Genomic DNA, 16,624 nt, shown 5'->3' on the forward strand with positions numbered 1-16,624 from the left:
TAACTTTCGCGAATGGAGAGTGGGGCAACCCACTCTTTCCTGTTTGTATTAGGGTTTTTTCTTGAAAAACAGAGTGAGTATTATCGCACAAATTGATGGATGAGCAACAAGTGTACATATTTTAGTTTGCTAAGTTGACTCTAAAAACATAATAAGGTTCCTTGCTTAAGGAGGGGAAAATTTTGAGCAAAGTAACAGAAATAGTCGAAGAAATGGTACATCCCATTTTAGATGAACTACACTTAGAATTAGTAGATGTCGAATATGTAAAAGAGGGACCAAACTGGTTTTTACGTGTATATATTGACAAAGAAACTGGTGTAGATATTGATGAATGTGCAGTCGTTAGTGAAAAACTAAGTGAGAAGTTAGATGAAGTCGATCCGATTTCAGAGAACTATTTTCTTGAGGTTTCTTCACCTGGAGCAGAACGACCATTGAAAAAAGACAAAGACTTCGAAAAAGCGATTGGGAAAAATGTTTATATTAAAACATATGAACCAATTGAAAAGGAAAAAACATTTGAAGGAATCTTAACAGCTTTTGATGGGAAATCAGTGACAGTCGAAGTCAAAATTAAGACTAGAAAGAAAACGATTGAAATTCCATATGAAAAAGTGGCAAAAGCAAGACTTGCTGTTAGTTTTTCCTAATTATAAAGATCAAATGAGACAGCTTATGACAGCTTCTTTACAATGATCAATAATTTTTGATAAAAGAGAATAAAGGGGGATACACGCTCATGAGCAGTGAATTAGTTGATGCTCTAGTGTTACTTGAAAAAGAAAAAGGAATATCGCGAGAAGTGATCATGGATGCAATTGAAGCAGCATTGATCTCCGCTTATCGCCGTAATTTTAACCAGGCACAAAACGTACGAATTGATTTGAATTTAGGTGCAGGGTCCATGCGTGTATTTGCGAGAAAAGAAGTAGTTGATGAGGTATTTGATCCACGTCTTGAAATTTCTTTGGAAGATGCACAAAAAATTAATCCGAACTATGAAGTAGAAGATGTTGTTGAACTAGAAGTTACACCAAAAGATTTTGGACGTATTGCAGCACAAACTGCGAAACAAGTAGTTACACAACGAGTTCGCGAAGCTGAAAGAGGAATTATTTATTCTGAATTTATCGATCGCGAAGAAGATATTATGACAGGGATTGTTCAACGTCAAGACAGTAAATTCATTTATGTCAGCTTAGGTAAAATTGAAGCAATTTTACCTACAAATGAACAAATGCCAAATGAGCATTATAAACCACATGATCGCATTAAGGTTTTCTTAACAAAAGTGGAAAAGACAACAAAAGGTCCACAAATCTTTGTATCTAGAACACATCCTGGTCTACTGAAAAGATTGTTTGAGATGGAAGTTCCTGAAATCTATGATGGAACAGTAGAAATAAAATCAGTTGCGCGTGAAGCTGGAGATCGTTCAAAGATTTCCGTTCATTCTGATAATGAAGAAGTAGATCCAGTAGGTTCTTGCGTAGGTCCTAAAGGAACTCGTGTGCAGACGATTGTGAATGAGTTAAAAGGGGAAAAGATTGATATTGTTAAGTGGTCAAGTGATCCAACAGTATTTGTTGCGAATGCCTTAAGTCCTTCGAAAGTACTAGAAGTTATTGTAAACGAAGAAGAAAAAGCAACAACTGTTATTGTTCCCGATTATCAATTATCATTGGCAATCGGTAAAAGAGGCCAAAATGCACGCTTAGCAGCGAAGCTTACTGGCTGGAAAATTGATATCAAATCTGAATCAGAAGCAAGAGAGGCTGGAATATATCCAACTGAAAATTCATTGATTAAATTTGATGATGAGGCAGACGAAGAGGATGATTTCCGTTTGAGCACGGAAGATTTCGAGATTTGAGGTGAATGTGTGTGAACAAACCAAGAAAAGTACCAATGCGTAAATGTGTTGCTACCGGTGAAATGAAGCCGAAAAAAGAACTAGTTCGCATCGTTCGTTCCAAAGAAGGGGTTGTATCCGTCGATTTAACGGGAAAAAAATCCGGTCGAGGAGCATATCTTTCATTGGACAAAGAAGCAGTACTATTAGCCAAGAAGAAGAATATTCTTTCTAACCAGCTTGAAGTGACAGTAGATGATACTGTTTACGATGAGCTGTTAGAACTAATAGATAAGGAGCAAAGACAATCCAAATGAACGATAACAAGTGGATGTCATTACTTGGCTTAGCAAATCGAGCACGGAAAATAACCTCAGGTGAGGAATTGACCGTAAAAGAAATTAGAAGCGGTAATGCAAAACTAATATTATTATCGGAAGATGCATCACAAAACACGACAAAAAAAATCACCGATAAATGTCGTTCCTATAAAGTACCAGTGAAGCTTGTTTCAAATAGGGAAATCCTAGGGAAAGCAATAGGGAAAGAGCAAAGAGTGGTTGTCGCTGTTTTGGATAATGGATTTGCAAAAAAACTTTTAACGCTGCTCGATTAATTCTAGCGGGGGTGAAATGATGAGTAAAGTGCGAGTATACGAATACGCAAAACAATATAACATTTCAAGCAAGGATGTTATTGCTAAATTAAAAGAGATGAATGTAGAAGTCTCAAACCATATGACAACATTGGAAGAGGACGCAATTAAAAAATTGGATAGTGTATATAATAAAAAGAGTGAAGAAAATAAGCCAAAAGCACCGGCTCAAAAAGCGGCTGCTAAAAATATCGCGGACGAGTATGAAAAAGAAAGCGATGAAATGGCTGAAAAGGGGAAAGTAAATCAATCTGTGAAAAATACTAAAGATAATAAACCAGGTTTTAATAAACCAAAAACTAATAATAACAACAATAAGAATAGAAACAACAATAATCGCAAAGGGAAGCAAAATGCTGCTCCAGTTGCACCTCCAGCTCCGAAAAAAGAAAAAGAATTACCGGAAAAAATTACATTCAGCGAGTCTTTGACAGTTGCTGAATTAGCAAAAAAATTGCATCGTGAACCATCTGAAATCATTAAAAAATTATTCCTTCTTGGTGTAATGGCAACAATCAACCAGGAGTTAGATAAGGATGCAATTGAATTAATCTGTACAGATTACGGTGTTGAAGTCGAAGAAGAAGTGAAAATCGACACAACCGATCTAGAAGTATACTTTACAGATGATGAGAACGCAGAATTAGTAGAGCGTCCGTCTGTTGTTACAATTATGGGACACGTTGACCATGGGAAAACAACATTACTTGATAGCATTCGTAATACAAAAGTAACAGCAGGAGAAGCTGGTGGAATTACACAGCATATTGGTGCATATCAAATCGAGGAAAATGGTAAGAAAATTACATTCCTTGATACACCTGGACACGCAGCCTTTACAACAATGCGTGCACGTGGTGCAAAAATTACTGATATCACGATTCTTGTTGTCGCTGCAGACGATGGAGTAATGCCACAAACAATTGAAGCAATCAACCATGCGAAAGCCGCTGAAGTTCCAATTATTGTTGCAGTCAATAAAATGGATAAACCAACAGCAAATCCTGACCGTGTAATGCAAGAATTAACAGAACATGGATTAGTACCGGAAGCTTGGGGTGGGGAAACTATCTTTGTTCCACTTTCCGCGTTAACTGGAGAAGGTATTGATTCATTACTTGAAATGATCCTTCTAGTAAGTGAAGTAGAAGAATATAAAGCAAATCCAAAACGTAACGCTGTAGGTACTGTTATTGAAGCACAGCTAGATAAAGGAAAAGGTTCTGTGGCAACATTGCTTGTTCAAAACGGAACGCTAAACATTGGTGACCCTATTGTAGTTGGTAATACATTTGGTCGTGTTCGTGCGATGGTAAATGATTTAGGTAGACGTGTGAAAACAGCTGGACCATCTACTCCAGTAGAAATTACAGGATTAAATGAAGTTCCTCAAGCTGGTGATCGATTTGTTGTTTTCAATGATGAGAAAACAGCAAGACAAATCGGGGAAGCTCGTTCTACTCAAGCCATTCAAGCTCAAAGATCAGAAAAAACAAGAATCAGCTTAGACAACCTGTTTGAACACATGAAACAAGGGGAAATGAAAGATATTAACATCGTTCTTAAAGCCGATGTTCAAGGTTCAGCAGAAGCGTTAGCTGCCGCTCTATATAAAATAGAAGTAGAAGGTGTTAACGTTAAAATCATTCATACTGGTGTAGGGGCAATTAATGAGTCAGATATTACACTTGCAGCAGCATCAAATGCAATTGTAATCGGATTTAACGTGCGTCCAGATGTAAATGCGAAAAGAGCTGCAGACGCTGAAGAAGTAGATGTACGCTTACACCGTATTATTTATAAAGTAATTGAAGAAATTGAAGCAGCGATGAAAGGAATGCTTGATCCTGAGTTCCAAGAAAAAATTATTGGTCAGGCTGAAATTCGTCAAACATTCAAAGTTTCTAAAATTGGTACAATTGCAGGTTCATACGTAACGGACGGGAAAATTACAAGAGATAGCGGAATTCGCTTAATCCGTGACGGTGTTGTTATTTTCGAAGGGGAAATCGATGCCTTAAAACGTTTCAAAGACGATGCAAAAGAAGTAGCTCAAGGTTACGAATGTGGTATTACAATCAAAAACTTTAATGATGTTAAAGAAGGCGATGTAATTGAAGCATACGTAATGGAAGAAATTGAGCGTAAATGATTGTTGGTTTAATGACAGTGGAATGCATCATTTATGATGCCCACTCATTAAAAGAAAAGCGGGCGGTTCTGCAAAGAATTATGACCCGCTTAAAACAAAAATTTAATATCTCTATTTCAGAAGTCGAGTATCAAGATACTTGGCAAAGAACAAAGCTTGCAATTGTTACTGTTGCTTCCGTCCGTGTTTCTGCAGAAGGCGTGTTGCAACAAACACAGCAGTTTATCGATTCTTTTCCGGAAATAGAGAGAACCATTACAGATATAGAATGGCTTTAAAAAAATGAGGTGAATTGCGCGATGAGTCTAAGACCAAATCGTGTTGGTGAACAAATGAAGAAGGAACTAGGCGAGATTATTAGTCGTAAGATAAAAGATCCTCGCATTGGTTTCGTAACAGTTACAGATGTGAATGTTACTGGTGATCTTCAACAAGCAACTGTGTATATTTCCGTACTTGGCGATCAAGAACAACGTGAGAACACATTAAAAGGGCTAGCAAAAGCGAAAGGCTTTATTCGTTCTGAAATAGGACAACGAATTCGTTTACGCAAAACCCCAGAAATTACGTTTGAATTTGATGAGTCGATAGATTACGGAAATAGAATTGATACATTATTGCATCAAATCGCAAAAGAAAATCCGTCTAGTAACGACGAAAAATAAGATGATGTAAAAATATGCTCCTATCGGACTTTTTCCATGGTTATGGATATGGACGATAGGAGTTTTTTATAGAAGCTTTAAATAAAGTTAACTTTAGAACAAAGCCCGTTGATTTCCGATCCAGGAACTTGCTTTCCGCGGGGAGGGATGAGAGCCTCCTTGGGGTCTCTCATTTCCCTCATCTCCCGCAGGAGTCAAGTTCCCTCCACTACAATCAACTCAGAATTTTAAATGACATTACAAGTAAAGAGCAAGATCTATTTTCGCATAAATTATTTAATTTATAAATGAATAAAGGATGAGATATATGGAAGGAATTTTACCGTTATGGAAGCCTAAGGGGCTTACTTCTCATGATTGCGTTTTTCGGTTACGAAAGATTTTACATATGAAAAGAATTGGCCATACTGGAACACTGGATCCTGATGTAACGGGTGTATTGCCAATCTGTTTAGGTAGGGGAACGAAAGTAGCGGAATACATAACAGATGCAGGCAAAGAATACGTTGGGGAGGTAACAATTGGTTACTCCACTACAACCGAAGATCGTTCTGGAGAAAAAGTAGAGGAAAAGAAAGTAACAGAAACAGTCACTAGAGATAGAATAGAAGCAATCTTAAATGATTTAACGGGAACTATTACGCAAACACCACCGATGTATTCTGCTGTTAAGGTAAATGGAAGAAGGCTTTATGAATACGCAAGACAAGGGCTAGTGATTGAACGTCCCTCCAGACAAGTAAACATTTACTCGTTAGAATTAATAGAGGAATGGAAAGAATTAAAGGGGGATACTGTATCATTCCGTTTTAAAGTTAGCTGTAGTAAGGGGACATATATTAGAACCCTTGCTGTGATGATCGGAGAAAAATTAGGATATCCTGCTCATATGTCAGATTTGTGTCGAACACGTTCAGCGGCATTTACGGAGAAAGAGTGTGTGACCTTCGATGAACTAGAGGAATATATAGAAAAAGGAGTTCTCGACAAGCATATTTATCCTATAGAAGAGGCGCTTTTACATTTGCCGAAATATGAAATAAATGATACATTAGCTTTGAAGGTACGAAATGGATCGGTATTAGAAGCTCCTGCTCATTTATTGGATGAACAGGAGCCAATTGTCATTCAAACAACATTAGGGCAAGCGTTAGCCATATACATTCAGCATCCAACAAAAAAAGGATTAATTAAACCGTCCAAAATATTAAAAATCTTGGAGTAAGAATTGATGCTTCGTACACCTTGAAAAGAAAGTTTGGCAAAGCAAATAAAGAAATTTGAGCTAGAAAAGGTGAGTAGCATAATGAAGATAGTAAGAATAAATCATTCAGAAAGAAATAAAGAGCATGATTATCCACCAATTTCCATCGCGTTAGGTTCCTTTGATGGAGTACATCTTGGCCACCAAAAAGTAATAGGCGAAGCAAAAAAAGTAGCTGATCAAAATGGATGGAGCAGTGCAGTTATGACATTTGATCCTCATCCATCCATCGTACTTGGTGGAAAAACAAAAAAAGTAGACTACTTAACTTCTTTTGAATCTAAGGTAGAACAATTAGCGAAATTAGGTATTGATTATTTATTTATTGTTGATTTTACAATTGAATTTGCTAGTTTACCACCACAAGAATTTGTTGATTTGTACTTAATTGACTTAAATGTAAAGCATGTAATAGCAGGGTTTGATTACACTTATGGGCAGAAAGCGCAAGGAACAGCGGAAACACTTTCTGAGCATTCTCGTGGTAAATACGAAACAACCATTATTGGCAAAGAAACATTTGGAGGAGAAAAAGTAAGTTCGACCTTAATTCGTTCGCTTATTAATAATGGTGATATGGAAAAAGTTCCTGCTCTATTAGGCAGATATTATACGATTAATGGTACTGTCATTCATGGCGATAAGCGTGGAAGAACAATTGGTTTTCCAACCGCAAACGTGAAGCCAGCAAGTGATGTTATTTTACCGACCCTTGGTGTATATGCAGTAAAGTTACTTGTAAATAATCAATGGTATGAAGGAGTATGCAATTTAGGGACAAAACCAACTTTTCATCCAGAAAAGAAGAATGCCAGTATCGAAGTTCATATTTTTGACTTCCATCAAGATATTTACGGTCATTCTGTTACGGTCGAATGGCATAAAAGAATTAGAAGCGAACAGAAATTTAACGGAATCGACGAACTAGTAGCCCAAATCGAAAAAGATAAGCAAACCGCCTTACACTATTTTTACGATAAAGCACAATAGACATAAGAAAATACTAGTTATAATTCAGAAGAAAATTGGCAATACTATGAAATATATCCCAACGTAGAAATTTGAAAGATTCGTGATGGTATTACTTTATTTTGAAAAATAATAGCTTTTATCTTGATTTTTCACACGAAAACAGGTATTCTTAAAGACGTACTAAAAACAACCTTTGCTTGGCAAATCGAATCACCAACGTTTTGCTCGGTAAATGGGGATTAGTGTAATAGAATTAGGAGGTGAAACAGGATGGCAATCACTCAAGAACGTAAAAACGAACTTATCAATGAGTACAAAACGCATGAGAACGATACTGGATCTCCAGAAGTTCAAATCGCTGTCCTTACTGAGTCAATCAATAACTTGAATGAACATTTACGTACGCATAAAAAGGATCATCACTCACGTCGTGGTCTTTTGAAAATGGTAGGTAGACGTCGTAATCTTTTAACTTACCTACGTAATAAAGACGTTCAACGTTACCGTGTTTTAATTAACAAACTTGGTCTACGTAGATAGTTAAAAAAAGCGGGATATTTTTCCCGCTTTTTTATTGTAAATAAATGCGAATCTAACATATGGTTTCTATAGATTACATAAATTAATTTCGTTTTTTAGTTACATAAAATGTGTATACTAGTAGAAGAGAAATTTAGGTAAAGTATTCTTTATTTTATAGGCTGTTTTCTAATGGATTATTGTTTTTGCAATAAAAAAAGAATTAGTTGGAAAATTGGAGCAGCCGGAATGCACGTAGACTCCTGTGGAATTAGTGAGACAGTCTGAGACCCCGGAGGCGAAGCAGAGGAGGCTTAAGCTTCGCCCCACGGAAAGCGAAGTGTATTCCGGCTGCGGGTAATCGCAACAAACTTTACGAAAACAGCCATTTTATGAAATAACGTAGGTTTTAGGTAGTACTTTTTAGCCGGAAACCTCCATGAAGTGAATGAGTAGAGAGGGGTTTATGAATGGGACAAGATAAGCATGTCTATTCCATTGACTGGGCTGGAAGAAAGCTTACAGTCGAAATTGGACAATTAGCAAAACAAGCAAATGGTGCAGTGCTCGTACGATATGGTGATACTGCTGTATTAAGCACAGCTACTGCTTCAAAAGAACCGAAAAACTTAGACTTCTTTCCATTAACAGTAAACTATGAAGAACGCCTATATGCAGTTGGTAAGATCCCAGGCGGTTTCATTAAAAGAGAAGGACGTCCAAGTGAAAGAGCCATTCTTGCAAGTCGTTTAATCGATAGACCAATTCGACCATTATTTGCTGATGGCTTCCGTAATGAAGTTCAAGTAGTCAGCTTAGTAATGAGTGTGGATCAAGATTGTACATCTGAAATGGCAGCAATGTTTGGATCATCTCTAGCATTATCTGTTTCCGATATTCCATTTGGTGGACCAATCGCTGGAGTATATGTAGGAAGAATCGATGGCGAATTTGTTATCAATCCAACAGTAGAGCAAGCAGAAAAAAGTGATATTAACCTTGCTGTTGCAGGAACAAAGGATGCAATCAACATGGTTGAAGCTGGTGCAGATGAAGTACCAGAGGAAGTAATGCTTGAAGCAATTGTGTTTGGTCATGATGAGATTAAACGCTTAATCGCATTCCAAGAAAAAATTGCTGAAGAGATTGGCAAAGAGAAAATGGAAGTTGTACTATACGAATTGGATAAAGACATCGAAGCAGATGTGCGCGCACTATGTGAAAACGAAATGCTAAATGCGATTCGTGTACAAGAAAAGCATGCTCGTGAAGCAGCTATTAAAGAAGTAAAAAATTCTGTTATTGCGAAGTATGAAGCAGAAGAAACAGAAGATGAAGAATTAAAGCAAGTGAAAGCAATTTTAGATAAATTAGTGAAAAATGAAGTTCGTCGTTTAATTACAGAAGATAAAGTTCGCCCAGACGGACGTGGATTAGAAGAAATTCGCCCACTATCTTCTGAAGTTCATTTATTACCAAGAACACATGGTTCTGGTCTGTTCACTCGTGGACAAACGCAAGCTTTGAGTATTTGTACATTAGGCGCTTTAGGGGATGTACAAATATTGGACGGTCTTGGTGTAGAAGAAGAAAAACGTTTCATGCATCACTATAATTTCCCTAACTTCAGTGTTGGTGAAACAGGACCAATGCGTGGACCTGGACGAAGAGAAATCGGTCATGGTGCATTAGGGGAAAGAGCATTAGAACCGATCATTCCTTCTGAAAAAGACTTCCCATATACAATTCGTCTTGTATCAGAAGTATTAGAATCCAATGGTTCTACATCACAGGCGAGTATTTGTGCAAGTACACTTGCAATGATGGATGCTGGGGTGCCAATTAAAGCACCAGTTGCTGGTATTGCAATGGGTCTGATTAAATCTGGTGAACATTACAGTATTTTAACAGACATTCAAGGAATGGAAGATCATTTAGGAGATATGGACTTTAAAGTAGCTGGTACTTCTAAAGGGGTAACAGCACTTCAAATGGACATTAAAATTGATGGATTATCTCGTGAAATTTTAGAAGAGGCACTACAACAAGCAAAAATTGGTCGTATGCAAATTTTAGATTCCATGATGGCAACAATTAATACACCTAGAGAATCTTTATCTTCTTATGCACCAAAAATCTTAATGATGTCTATTAACCCAGACAAAATTCGTGATGTTATTGGACCAAGCGGAAAACAAATCAATAAAATCATTGAAGAAACTGGCGTGAAAATTGATATTGAGCAAGATGGTACAGTGTTCATTTCTTCCGTTGATGATGAAATGAATAACAAAGCAAAACAAATTATTGAAGATATTGTTCGTGAAGTAGTTGTCGGACAAATGTACCTTGGTAAAGTAAAACGAATCGAGAAATTCGGTGCATTCGTTGAAATCTTCAACGGAAAAGATGGACTTGTTCATATTTCTGAACTTGCTGAAGAAAGAATTGGCAAAGTAGAAGACGTTGTAGCCATCGGTGATGAAATCTTTGTGAAAGTAACAGAAATCGATAAACAAGGAAGAGTTAACCTATCACGCAAAGCGGTTTTAAAAGAACAAAAAGAGCAAGCAGAGAATGCTAAAAACTAATTGAAATACAAAATAAAAGTGCCTGATAAAAAAACTGCTATTGTTTTTTTATCAGGCACTTTTTTTTGTGGAATGAAAAGGAACATCTTGAACAAAATAATAGAGAATAAGGATAAGCTAAAGTCCATAGTTCAACGTTCTACCTTGTCCTTTATTATCATATTGTAGTAACTAGGAGGGGAAAAGGTGATGAAGAAATTAGTTCCATTAGTAGGGATTCTTGTTATCTCTTGGTTTTTAGTTAATAATCCTTTAGCTGATTCATATGTTAGTACTTTACAAGAAAATTCGGTTGCGGTCACAACAAATAATTCCTTATACACAACGATTAGTGAAAAAGCGAAAGACTATGAGAAGAAACCGATTGATGCAAAATTAGATCCTGTATGGAAAGCAATTCCTGGCTTAAATGGGCTAAAAGTCGATGTGGATGCCTCTTACAAGAATATGAAAAAAGAGGGGAAATTCGATGAACAAAAATTAGTCTTTAAGCAAGTGAAACCAGATATTACATTAAATGATTTACCACCTGCTCCTGTATATAAAGGAAATCCAGATAAAGAAATGGTAAGCTTTATTATAAATGTAGCATGGGGGAACGAATTTTTACCTGATATATTAGCAACTTTGAAAAAGCATCATGTCAAAGCCAGCTTTTTCTTAGAGGGCAGATGGGTCCAGAAAAACCCAGACCTTGCAAAAATGATCGCAGAAGCAGGGCATGAGCTCGGAAATCATTCCTATACGCATCCGGATATGAGTAAAATTAGTAGCAGTAAGATTCACGAGGAAATAGTAAAGACAAATGATGTCATTGAAGCAACAACTGGAGAGCAAGTCACATTATTAGCGCCACCAAGTGGGTATTTTAATAATGAGGTAGTAAAAATTGCCGATCAGCAGAACCTTAAAACAGTAATATGGTCTGTAGATACGATTGATTGGCAAAAACCGAGTCCAGATACTTTACTCCAAAGAGTACTAGGAAAAATCCATAATGGAGCGCTCATTCTTATGCATCCAACAGAGGTTACCACTAACAGTCTTGAACGACTAATTATTGAAATTGATAAAAAGGGGTATAAAATCGATACCGTCAGTGACATGCTTAGTGAAGAAAGAGAAAGCTTTAATACAAAAAAATAGTAGTTCGGCCCATCTTATAGTATTCTATAAGAAGAAAACGTTTTTGTAAGGGGATTGCCCCTAATAGAAAAACAAAAAAACATTGAAAATATTGATATCATTGCGTTTAATAGGGGAATATGCGCTATTTCATATTTAAAACTGTTATATGTTATTATTATATTCAAACAATGTTTTGTAAAAAACAAGAGGAATAAGATATACTAGCAGTCGCAACTATTTTTTACAACATGGTAGAAGAACAGGAGGAACATAATTGATCAAAAGATATACTTGCCAAAATGGAGTAAGAATCGTATTGGAGAACATTCCGACCGTTCGCTCTGTTGCTATTGGCGTATGGATTGGTACAGGGTCTCGGAAAGAAGATGAACAAAATAATGGTGTATCCCATTTTTTAGAGCATATGTTTTTTAAAGGAACAAAAACACGCAGCGCTAGAGAAATAGCAGAATCATTTGATAGTATTGGTGGTCAAGTAAATGCTTTTACTTCAAAGGAATATACTTGCTATTATGCAAAAGTGCTAGATACTCATGCGGATATGGCTTTAGAAGTACTAGCAGATATGTATTTTAATTCTACTTTTGACGAAGAAGAGTTAAAGAAAGAAAAAAATGTTGTTTGTGAAGAAATTAAAATGTATGATGATACGCCCGATGATATTGTCCATGATTTATTAAGTCAGGCAATTTATGATAAACATCCTCTCGGGTTTCCGATTTTAGGTACAGAGGATACATTAGCTACCTTTAATGGTGACACGTTAAGAGAGTATATGTTTAATCACTATACCCCGGAAAACACCGTTATTTCGATTGCGGGTAACATAACCGAAACATTTATTGCTGAGGTAGAAAAGTATTTTGGAACATATGAAGCAGGTAAATCGGAATTAGAGCTAGTAAAGCCTTCCTTCCATGCTAATAATTTATCAAGAAAAAAAGAAACAGAGCAAGCGCATCTTTGTCTAGGCTTTAATGGATTACAAGTTGGTCATGATAAAATGTATACACTTGTTTCTTTAAATAATATTCTTGGTGGCAGTATGAGCAGCAGACTATTTCAAGATGTCCGTGAACAGAAAGGCTTGGCTTATTCTGTATTCTCTTATCATTCCGCATACCAAGATAGTGGAATCGTGACTATTTACGGTGGTACAGGGGCAAAACAGCTTGATGAATTATTCGATACGATTCAAAATACGCTTACTACCTTGAAAAAAGAAGGAATTACAGAAAAAGAGCTTTTAAATAGTAAAGAGCAGTTAAAAGGAAGCTTAATGCTAAGCTTGGAGAGCACAAATAGTCGAATGAGCAGAAATGGCAAAAACGAACTGTTGCTAGGTAAGCATCGTTCCTTAGATGATATCATTGCCGATATTGACCGTGTCACAAAAGAGGATGTCGATCAAATGGCAAATGATATATTCACCGACACATTCTCCGTCTCATTAATTAGTCCAGACGGACAACTACCAAAAGCACTATAAAAACAACAGCTACATAAATTAAATGAGGACTAGGAAACAGAAATTACTTCTGTTTCCTAGTTTTTTTTGTGGAGAAAAATTCCTCTGTGCATTAGTAGGTTGCTTTTTCGTTCAAGGATGCTCACTTTCGGAGGGCTCATATTTTCCGCCAATCCCCTCAGGAGACTCGCACCTTCCCTACAGTCAACTAGCTTAAAAATGATATTTAGCTATACTAATTACTTCTAAAATGGATTATTTTCACTCATTCTGTTCTATATAAGGAAGAAAGCCTTCTTTTTGTGGAATTAATTTAAACAACTCACCTAATAATGAGTAATCACATAAGATGTTGAAGTAGCGAGCTATGAAAAATAGGATCTTTAAAAAAAGAAGGTGAAATATTCATGCTGAAAGGGATGAAAATCGCGGTTATCGGCGGTGATGCAAGGCAGCTTGAGATTGTTCGAAAACTAACGGAACAACAAGCAATTCTTTCATTAATCGGCTTCGAGCAATTAGACCATGCATTCACTGGGGCTACAAAAGAAAAAATCGATAACGTAGATTTTTCAGAAATAGATGCTATTATCTTACCCGTTAGAGGAACAGATCTAAATGGGCAAGTCGATACTATCTTTTCGAACGAAAAAGTTATTTTAACAAAAGAAATATTAGAAAAAACCCCAGAGCATTGCACCGTATATTCAGGGATAACGAATCAATATTTAAGTTTGCTAATGAAAGAAACAAAACGTAAACTCGTTCAATTATTTGATCGAGATGATGTAGCAATATTAAATTCCATTCCAACCGTAGAAGGTACGATTATGATGGCAATCCAACATACAGATACAACGATTCATGGCTCAAAGGTAATTGTACTTGGGCTAGGACGTGTAGGGATGAGTGTTGCAAGGACTTTCCACGCATTAGGGGCAAAAGTGAAGGTTGCAGCAAGTCAAAGTGAACATATTGCTCGCATTATAGAAATGGGATTAACTCCTGTACATTTAGATAATTTAAAGATTGCGGTCGAAGATATTGACATTTGTATCAATACGATTCCACATCTTGTCGTAACTTCTGATGTCATTGAAAAAATGCCTTTACACACGCTGGTAATTGATTTGGCATCTAAACCAGGCGGAACGGATTTTCAATATGCTGAAAAAAGAGGGGTTAAGGCATTACTTGCACCAAGTTTACCAGGTATCGTAGCGCCAAAAACAGCCGGGAATATTTTGGCAGATGTCCTATCTCAATTACTAGAAGATCAGCTGCGATAATGAGAGGAGAATAGAAGAATGAGTCTACAAGGAAAAAGAATTGGGTTTGGAATTTCTGGGTCTCACTGTACGTATGAAGAAGTGGTACCGCAAGTAGAAAAGTTAGTATCACTTGGGGCGGAAGTAGTACCAGTTGTAACGGGCAATGTAAAAAATACAGACACACGTTTCGGTAAAGGGAAAGATTGGGTTAGTAAGATAGAAGAAATAACGGGGCAGAACATAATTGACAGTATTGTCGCTGCAGAGCCACTTGGACCGAAAGCACCGCTTGACTGTATGATCATTGCACCTTTAACAGGAAATAGCATGAGTAAATTTGCGAATGCGATGACAGATAATGCAGTGCTAATGGCAGCTAAAGCAACATTACGCAACCAAAAACCTGTTGTCTTAGGGATTTCTACCAATGATGCGTTAGGATTAAACGGCATTAATCTAATGCGTTTAATGGCAACAAAAAATATTTTCTTTATTCCATTTGGTCAGGATGATCCAATAAAAAAACCAAATTCCATGGTAGCAAGAATGTCTATGCTTGCAGAAACAATTGAGGCAGCATTAGAATATAAACAGATTCAACCAGTAATTGTGGAAAAGTATTTAGATTAATCCGAGTATTTTTTGAAAACTCACCGATAAAACATGGCGCTTGTCGGTATCCAATTGGGAATCCATAGCGCCAATCGGTGTTTTTTGAAAGAATCTGATAAAAGTTTCTTTTATTGCTGCTTGAATATGTTAAAATAGATAATATTATTTAAGGCGGCGCTTTACGCTTGCCTATGATTATTAGAGAAAGCCTTTGGAAGGAGAACCTTAAATGGAGCAATTAAAAGGATATAACGTAGCAGTAGTTGGAGCAACAGGGGCTGTTGGTCAACAAATGATTAAAACATTAGAAAGCAGAGATTTTCCGATTTCAACCTTAACTCTTTTGTCATCAAAACGTTCAGCAGGGACAAAAGTTCTTTATAAAGAGAAGGAATTTGTGGTACAAGAAGCGACTCCAGATAGTTTTAAAGGAATTGATATCGCGTTATTTAGCGCAGGCGGTGGGGTATCGAAGGACCTTGCTCCACATGCAGTTAGACATGGAGCGATTGTTGTTGATAATACAAGCGCATTCCGTATGGATAAAGATGTGCCATTAGTAGTACCAGAAGTAAATGAAGAAGACCTTCATAAACATAATGGTATTATTGCTAATCCAAACTGTTCTACTATCCAAATGGTTGTAGCTTTACAACCATTAAAAGAAAAATATGGGCTATCTAAAGTATTAGTATCTACTTATCAAGCTGTTTCTGGATCAGGCGCAGCTGCAGTAGAGGAATTAAATAGTCAAACGCAAGCTATTCTAAATAACGAAGCGTTTGAGGCGAAAATTCTTCCAGTGAAAAGTGATAAAAAACATTACCAAATAGCTTTCAATGCAGTTCCGCAAATCGATGTGTTTACAGAAAATGGATTCACTTATGAAGAAATGAAAATGATTAATGAAACAAAAAAAATCATGCATGCAGATGACTTAAAAGTTGCGGCAACATGTGTACGTATTCCAGTTGCTACAGGTCACTCTGAATCTGTTTATTTTGAATTAGATAATGATCAAGTAACGGTTGCTGAAATAAAAGAATTACTGGGTGATGCACCTGGTATTGTGCTTCAAGATGATCCAAATAATCAAATCTATCCAATGCCTGCAGACTGTGTTGGAAGCAACGATGTATTTGTTGGACGCATTCGTCAAGATTTAGATGTGAAAAATGGATTCCATATGTGGGTAGTTTCAGATAATTTATTAAAAGGTGCCGCATGGAACTCTGTTCAAATAGCAGAAAGTCTAATTAAATTAGAGCTTGTTTAAGCAACTTAGAAAGGCAAGACTGTAAGAATGGAATGCAGGAATGTGCCTGTAAGTAGATTCGATTATTTCTACATACAGGAAGTACAAGTTTGGACACCGCAATGGCTGGCGTGCCAAATTCTTGTCTTTCATATCAGGAAGTATCTATCTGAAAGAGATTCTCTTTTTTAGGAAT

16 protein-coding genes are annotated in these 16,624 nt (G+C 36.7%); all 16 read left to right on the forward strand.

Features of this window, described 5'->3' with window-relative positions:
- Positions 1 to 179 precede the first annotated feature (179 nt).
- The 16 genes from rimP to asd all read left to right on the forward strand — a co-directional run bounded on the left by rimP (position 180) and on the right by asd (position 16,449).
- A complete protein-coding gene (rimP, locus tag HHU08_RS10265; RefSeq protein ID WP_169189652.1) occupies positions 180 to 653 on the forward strand; it encodes a ribosome maturation factor RimP in 474 nt (157 codons plus the stop codon).
- An 89-nt stretch (positions 654 to 742) separates the two neighbouring features.
- Entirely contained in the window at positions 743 to 1,876 is a 1,134-nt protein-coding gene (nusA, locus tag HHU08_RS10270; protein WP_016201163.1) for a transcription termination factor NusA, read from the forward strand.
- Between the two features lie 11 nt (positions 1,877 to 1,887).
- A complete protein-coding gene (rnpM, locus tag HHU08_RS10275) occupies positions 1,888 to 2,172 on the forward strand; it encodes an RNase P modulator RnpM (protein ID WP_016201164.1) in 285 nt (94 codons plus the stop codon).
- Complete coding sequence (locus tag HHU08_RS10280) at positions 2,169 to 2,471, forward strand: YlxQ family RNA-binding protein (protein ID WP_016201165.1); 303 nt, start codon at positions 2,169 to 2,171, stop codon at positions 2,469 to 2,471. The genes rnpM and HHU08_RS10280 overlap by 4 nt, the downstream gene beginning before the upstream one ends.
- A 19-nt stretch (positions 2,472 to 2,490) precedes the next feature.
- Positions 2,491 to 4,662 carry a translation initiation factor IF-2 gene (infB, locus tag HHU08_RS10285; RefSeq protein WP_016201166.1) on the forward strand — a complete coding sequence of 724 codons (2,172 nt, stop codon included), beginning with the start codon at positions 2,491 to 2,493 and terminating at the stop codon, positions 4,660 to 4,662.
- Positions 4,659 to 4,940 (forward strand): DUF503 domain-containing protein, encoded by a 282-nt coding sequence (locus tag HHU08_RS10290; RefSeq protein ID WP_016201167.1) that lies wholly within the window; start codon positions 4,659 to 4,661, stop codon positions 4,938 to 4,940. Before infB ends, HHU08_RS10290 begins: the two co-directional genes overlap by 4 nt.
- 21 nt (positions 4,941 to 4,961) lie before the next feature.
- The gene (rbfA, locus tag HHU08_RS10295) at positions 4,962 to 5,327 is read left to right on the forward strand and encodes a 30S ribosome-binding factor RbfA (protein ID WP_016201168.1); all 366 of its coding nucleotides are present in this window, start codon (positions 4,962 to 4,964) and stop codon (positions 5,325 to 5,327) included.
- A 307-nt stretch (positions 5,328 to 5,634) separates the two neighbouring features.
- Complete coding sequence (gene truB / locus HHU08_RS10300; RefSeq protein ID WP_169188384.1) at positions 5,635 to 6,552, forward strand: tRNA pseudouridine(55) synthase TruB; 918 nt, start codon at positions 5,635 to 5,637, stop codon at positions 6,550 to 6,552.
- Between the two features lie 81 nt (positions 6,553 to 6,633).
- Positions 6,634 to 7,581, forward strand: coding sequence for a bifunctional riboflavin kinase/FAD synthetase (gene ribF / locus HHU08_RS10305; RefSeq protein ID WP_169188385.1), 948 nt, complete (start codon positions 6,634 to 6,636; stop codon positions 7,579 to 7,581).
- 252 nt (positions 7,582 to 7,833) lie between these two features.
- Positions 7,834 to 8,103 carry a 30S ribosomal protein S15 gene (rpsO, locus tag HHU08_RS10310; protein ID WP_016201171.1) on the forward strand — a complete coding sequence of 90 codons (270 nt, stop codon included), beginning with the start codon at positions 7,834 to 7,836 and terminating at the stop codon, positions 8,101 to 8,103.
- 449 nt (positions 8,104 to 8,552) lie between these two features.
- Positions 8,553 to 10,673: a polyribonucleotide nucleotidyltransferase gene (pnp, locus tag HHU08_RS10315; RefSeq protein ID WP_101730012.1), complete on the forward strand. Its 2,121-nt coding sequence runs from the start codon at positions 8,553 to 8,555 to the stop codon at positions 10,671 to 10,673.
- 189 nt (positions 10,674 to 10,862) lie between these two features.
- Complete coding sequence (locus HHU08_RS10320; protein ID WP_169189653.1) at positions 10,863 to 11,819, forward strand: polysaccharide deacetylase family protein; 957 nt, start codon at positions 10,863 to 10,865, stop codon at positions 11,817 to 11,819.
- A gap of 256 nt (positions 11,820 to 12,075) precedes the next feature.
- Positions 12,076 to 13,311, forward strand: coding sequence for a M16 family metallopeptidase (locus HHU08_RS10325; protein ID WP_169188386.1), 1,236 nt, complete (start codon positions 12,076 to 12,078; stop codon positions 13,309 to 13,311).
- 386 nt (positions 13,312 to 13,697) lie between these two features.
- Positions 13,698 to 14,579 carry a dipicolinic acid synthetase subunit A gene (gene dpaA / locus HHU08_RS10330; RefSeq protein ID WP_016201175.1) on the forward strand — a complete coding sequence of 294 codons (882 nt, stop codon included), beginning with the start codon at positions 13,698 to 13,700 and terminating at the stop codon, positions 14,577 to 14,579.
- Between the two features lie 18 nt (positions 14,580 to 14,597).
- Complete coding sequence (gene dpaB, locus HHU08_RS10335) at positions 14,598 to 15,191, forward strand: dipicolinate synthase subunit B (protein WP_016201176.1); 594 nt, start codon at positions 14,598 to 14,600, stop codon at positions 15,189 to 15,191.
- 211 nt (positions 15,192 to 15,402) lie between these two features.
- Positions 15,403 to 16,449, forward strand: a complete 1,047-nt coding sequence (asd, locus tag HHU08_RS10340; protein ID WP_016201177.1) for an aspartate-semialdehyde dehydrogenase — start codon at positions 15,403 to 15,405, stop codon at positions 16,447 to 16,449.
- The last annotated feature ends 175 nt before the right edge of the window (positions 16,450 to 16,624 follow it).

The sequence above is a fragment of the Niallia alba genome, from assembly GCF_012933555.1.
Taxonomy (GTDB): domain Bacteria; phylum Bacillota; class Bacilli; order Bacillales; family Cytobacillaceae; genus Niallia; species Niallia alba.

Coding starts and splice junctions, on each gene's coding strand:
- pnp (WP_101730012.1), top strand. CDS start 8,553: ATGGGACAAGATAAGCATGTCTATTCCATTGACTGGGCTGGAAGAAAG.
- nusA (WP_016201163.1), top strand. CDS start 743: ATGAGCAGTGAATTAGTTGATGCTCTAGTGTTACTTGAAAAAGAAAAA.
- dpaB (WP_016201176.1), top strand. CDS start 14,598: ATGAGTCTACAAGGAAAAAGAATTGGGTTTGGAATTTCTGGGTCTCAC.
- asd (WP_016201177.1), top strand. CDS start 15,403: ATGGAGCAATTAAAAGGATATAACGTAGCAGTAGTTGGAGCAACAGGG.
- rpsO (WP_016201171.1), top strand. CDS start 7,834: ATGGCAATCACTCAAGAACGTAAAAACGAACTTATCAATGAGTACAAA.
- HHU08_RS10320 (WP_169189653.1), top strand. CDS start 10,863: ATGAAGAAATTAGTTCCATTAGTAGGGATTCTTGTTATCTCTTGGTTT.
- truB (WP_169188384.1), top strand. CDS start 5,635: ATGGAAGGAATTTTACCGTTATGGAAGCCTAAGGGGCTTACTTCTCAT.
- infB (WP_016201166.1), top strand. CDS start 2,491: ATGAGTAAAGTGCGAGTATACGAATACGCAAAACAATATAACATTTCA.
- dpaA (WP_016201175.1), top strand. CDS start 13,698: ATGCTGAAAGGGATGAAAATCGCGGTTATCGGCGGTGATGCAAGGCAG.
- ribF (WP_169188385.1), top strand. CDS start 6,634: ATGAAGATAGTAAGAATAAATCATTCAGAAAGAAATAAAGAGCATGAT.
- HHU08_RS10290 (WP_016201167.1), top strand. CDS start 4,659: ATGATTGTTGGTTTAATGACAGTGGAATGCATCATTTATGATGCCCAC.
- HHU08_RS10280 (WP_016201165.1), top strand. CDS start 2,169: ATGAACGATAACAAGTGGATGTCATTACTTGGCTTAGCAAATCGAGCA.
- rbfA (WP_016201168.1), top strand. CDS start 4,962: ATGAGTCTAAGACCAAATCGTGTTGGTGAACAAATGAAGAAGGAACTA.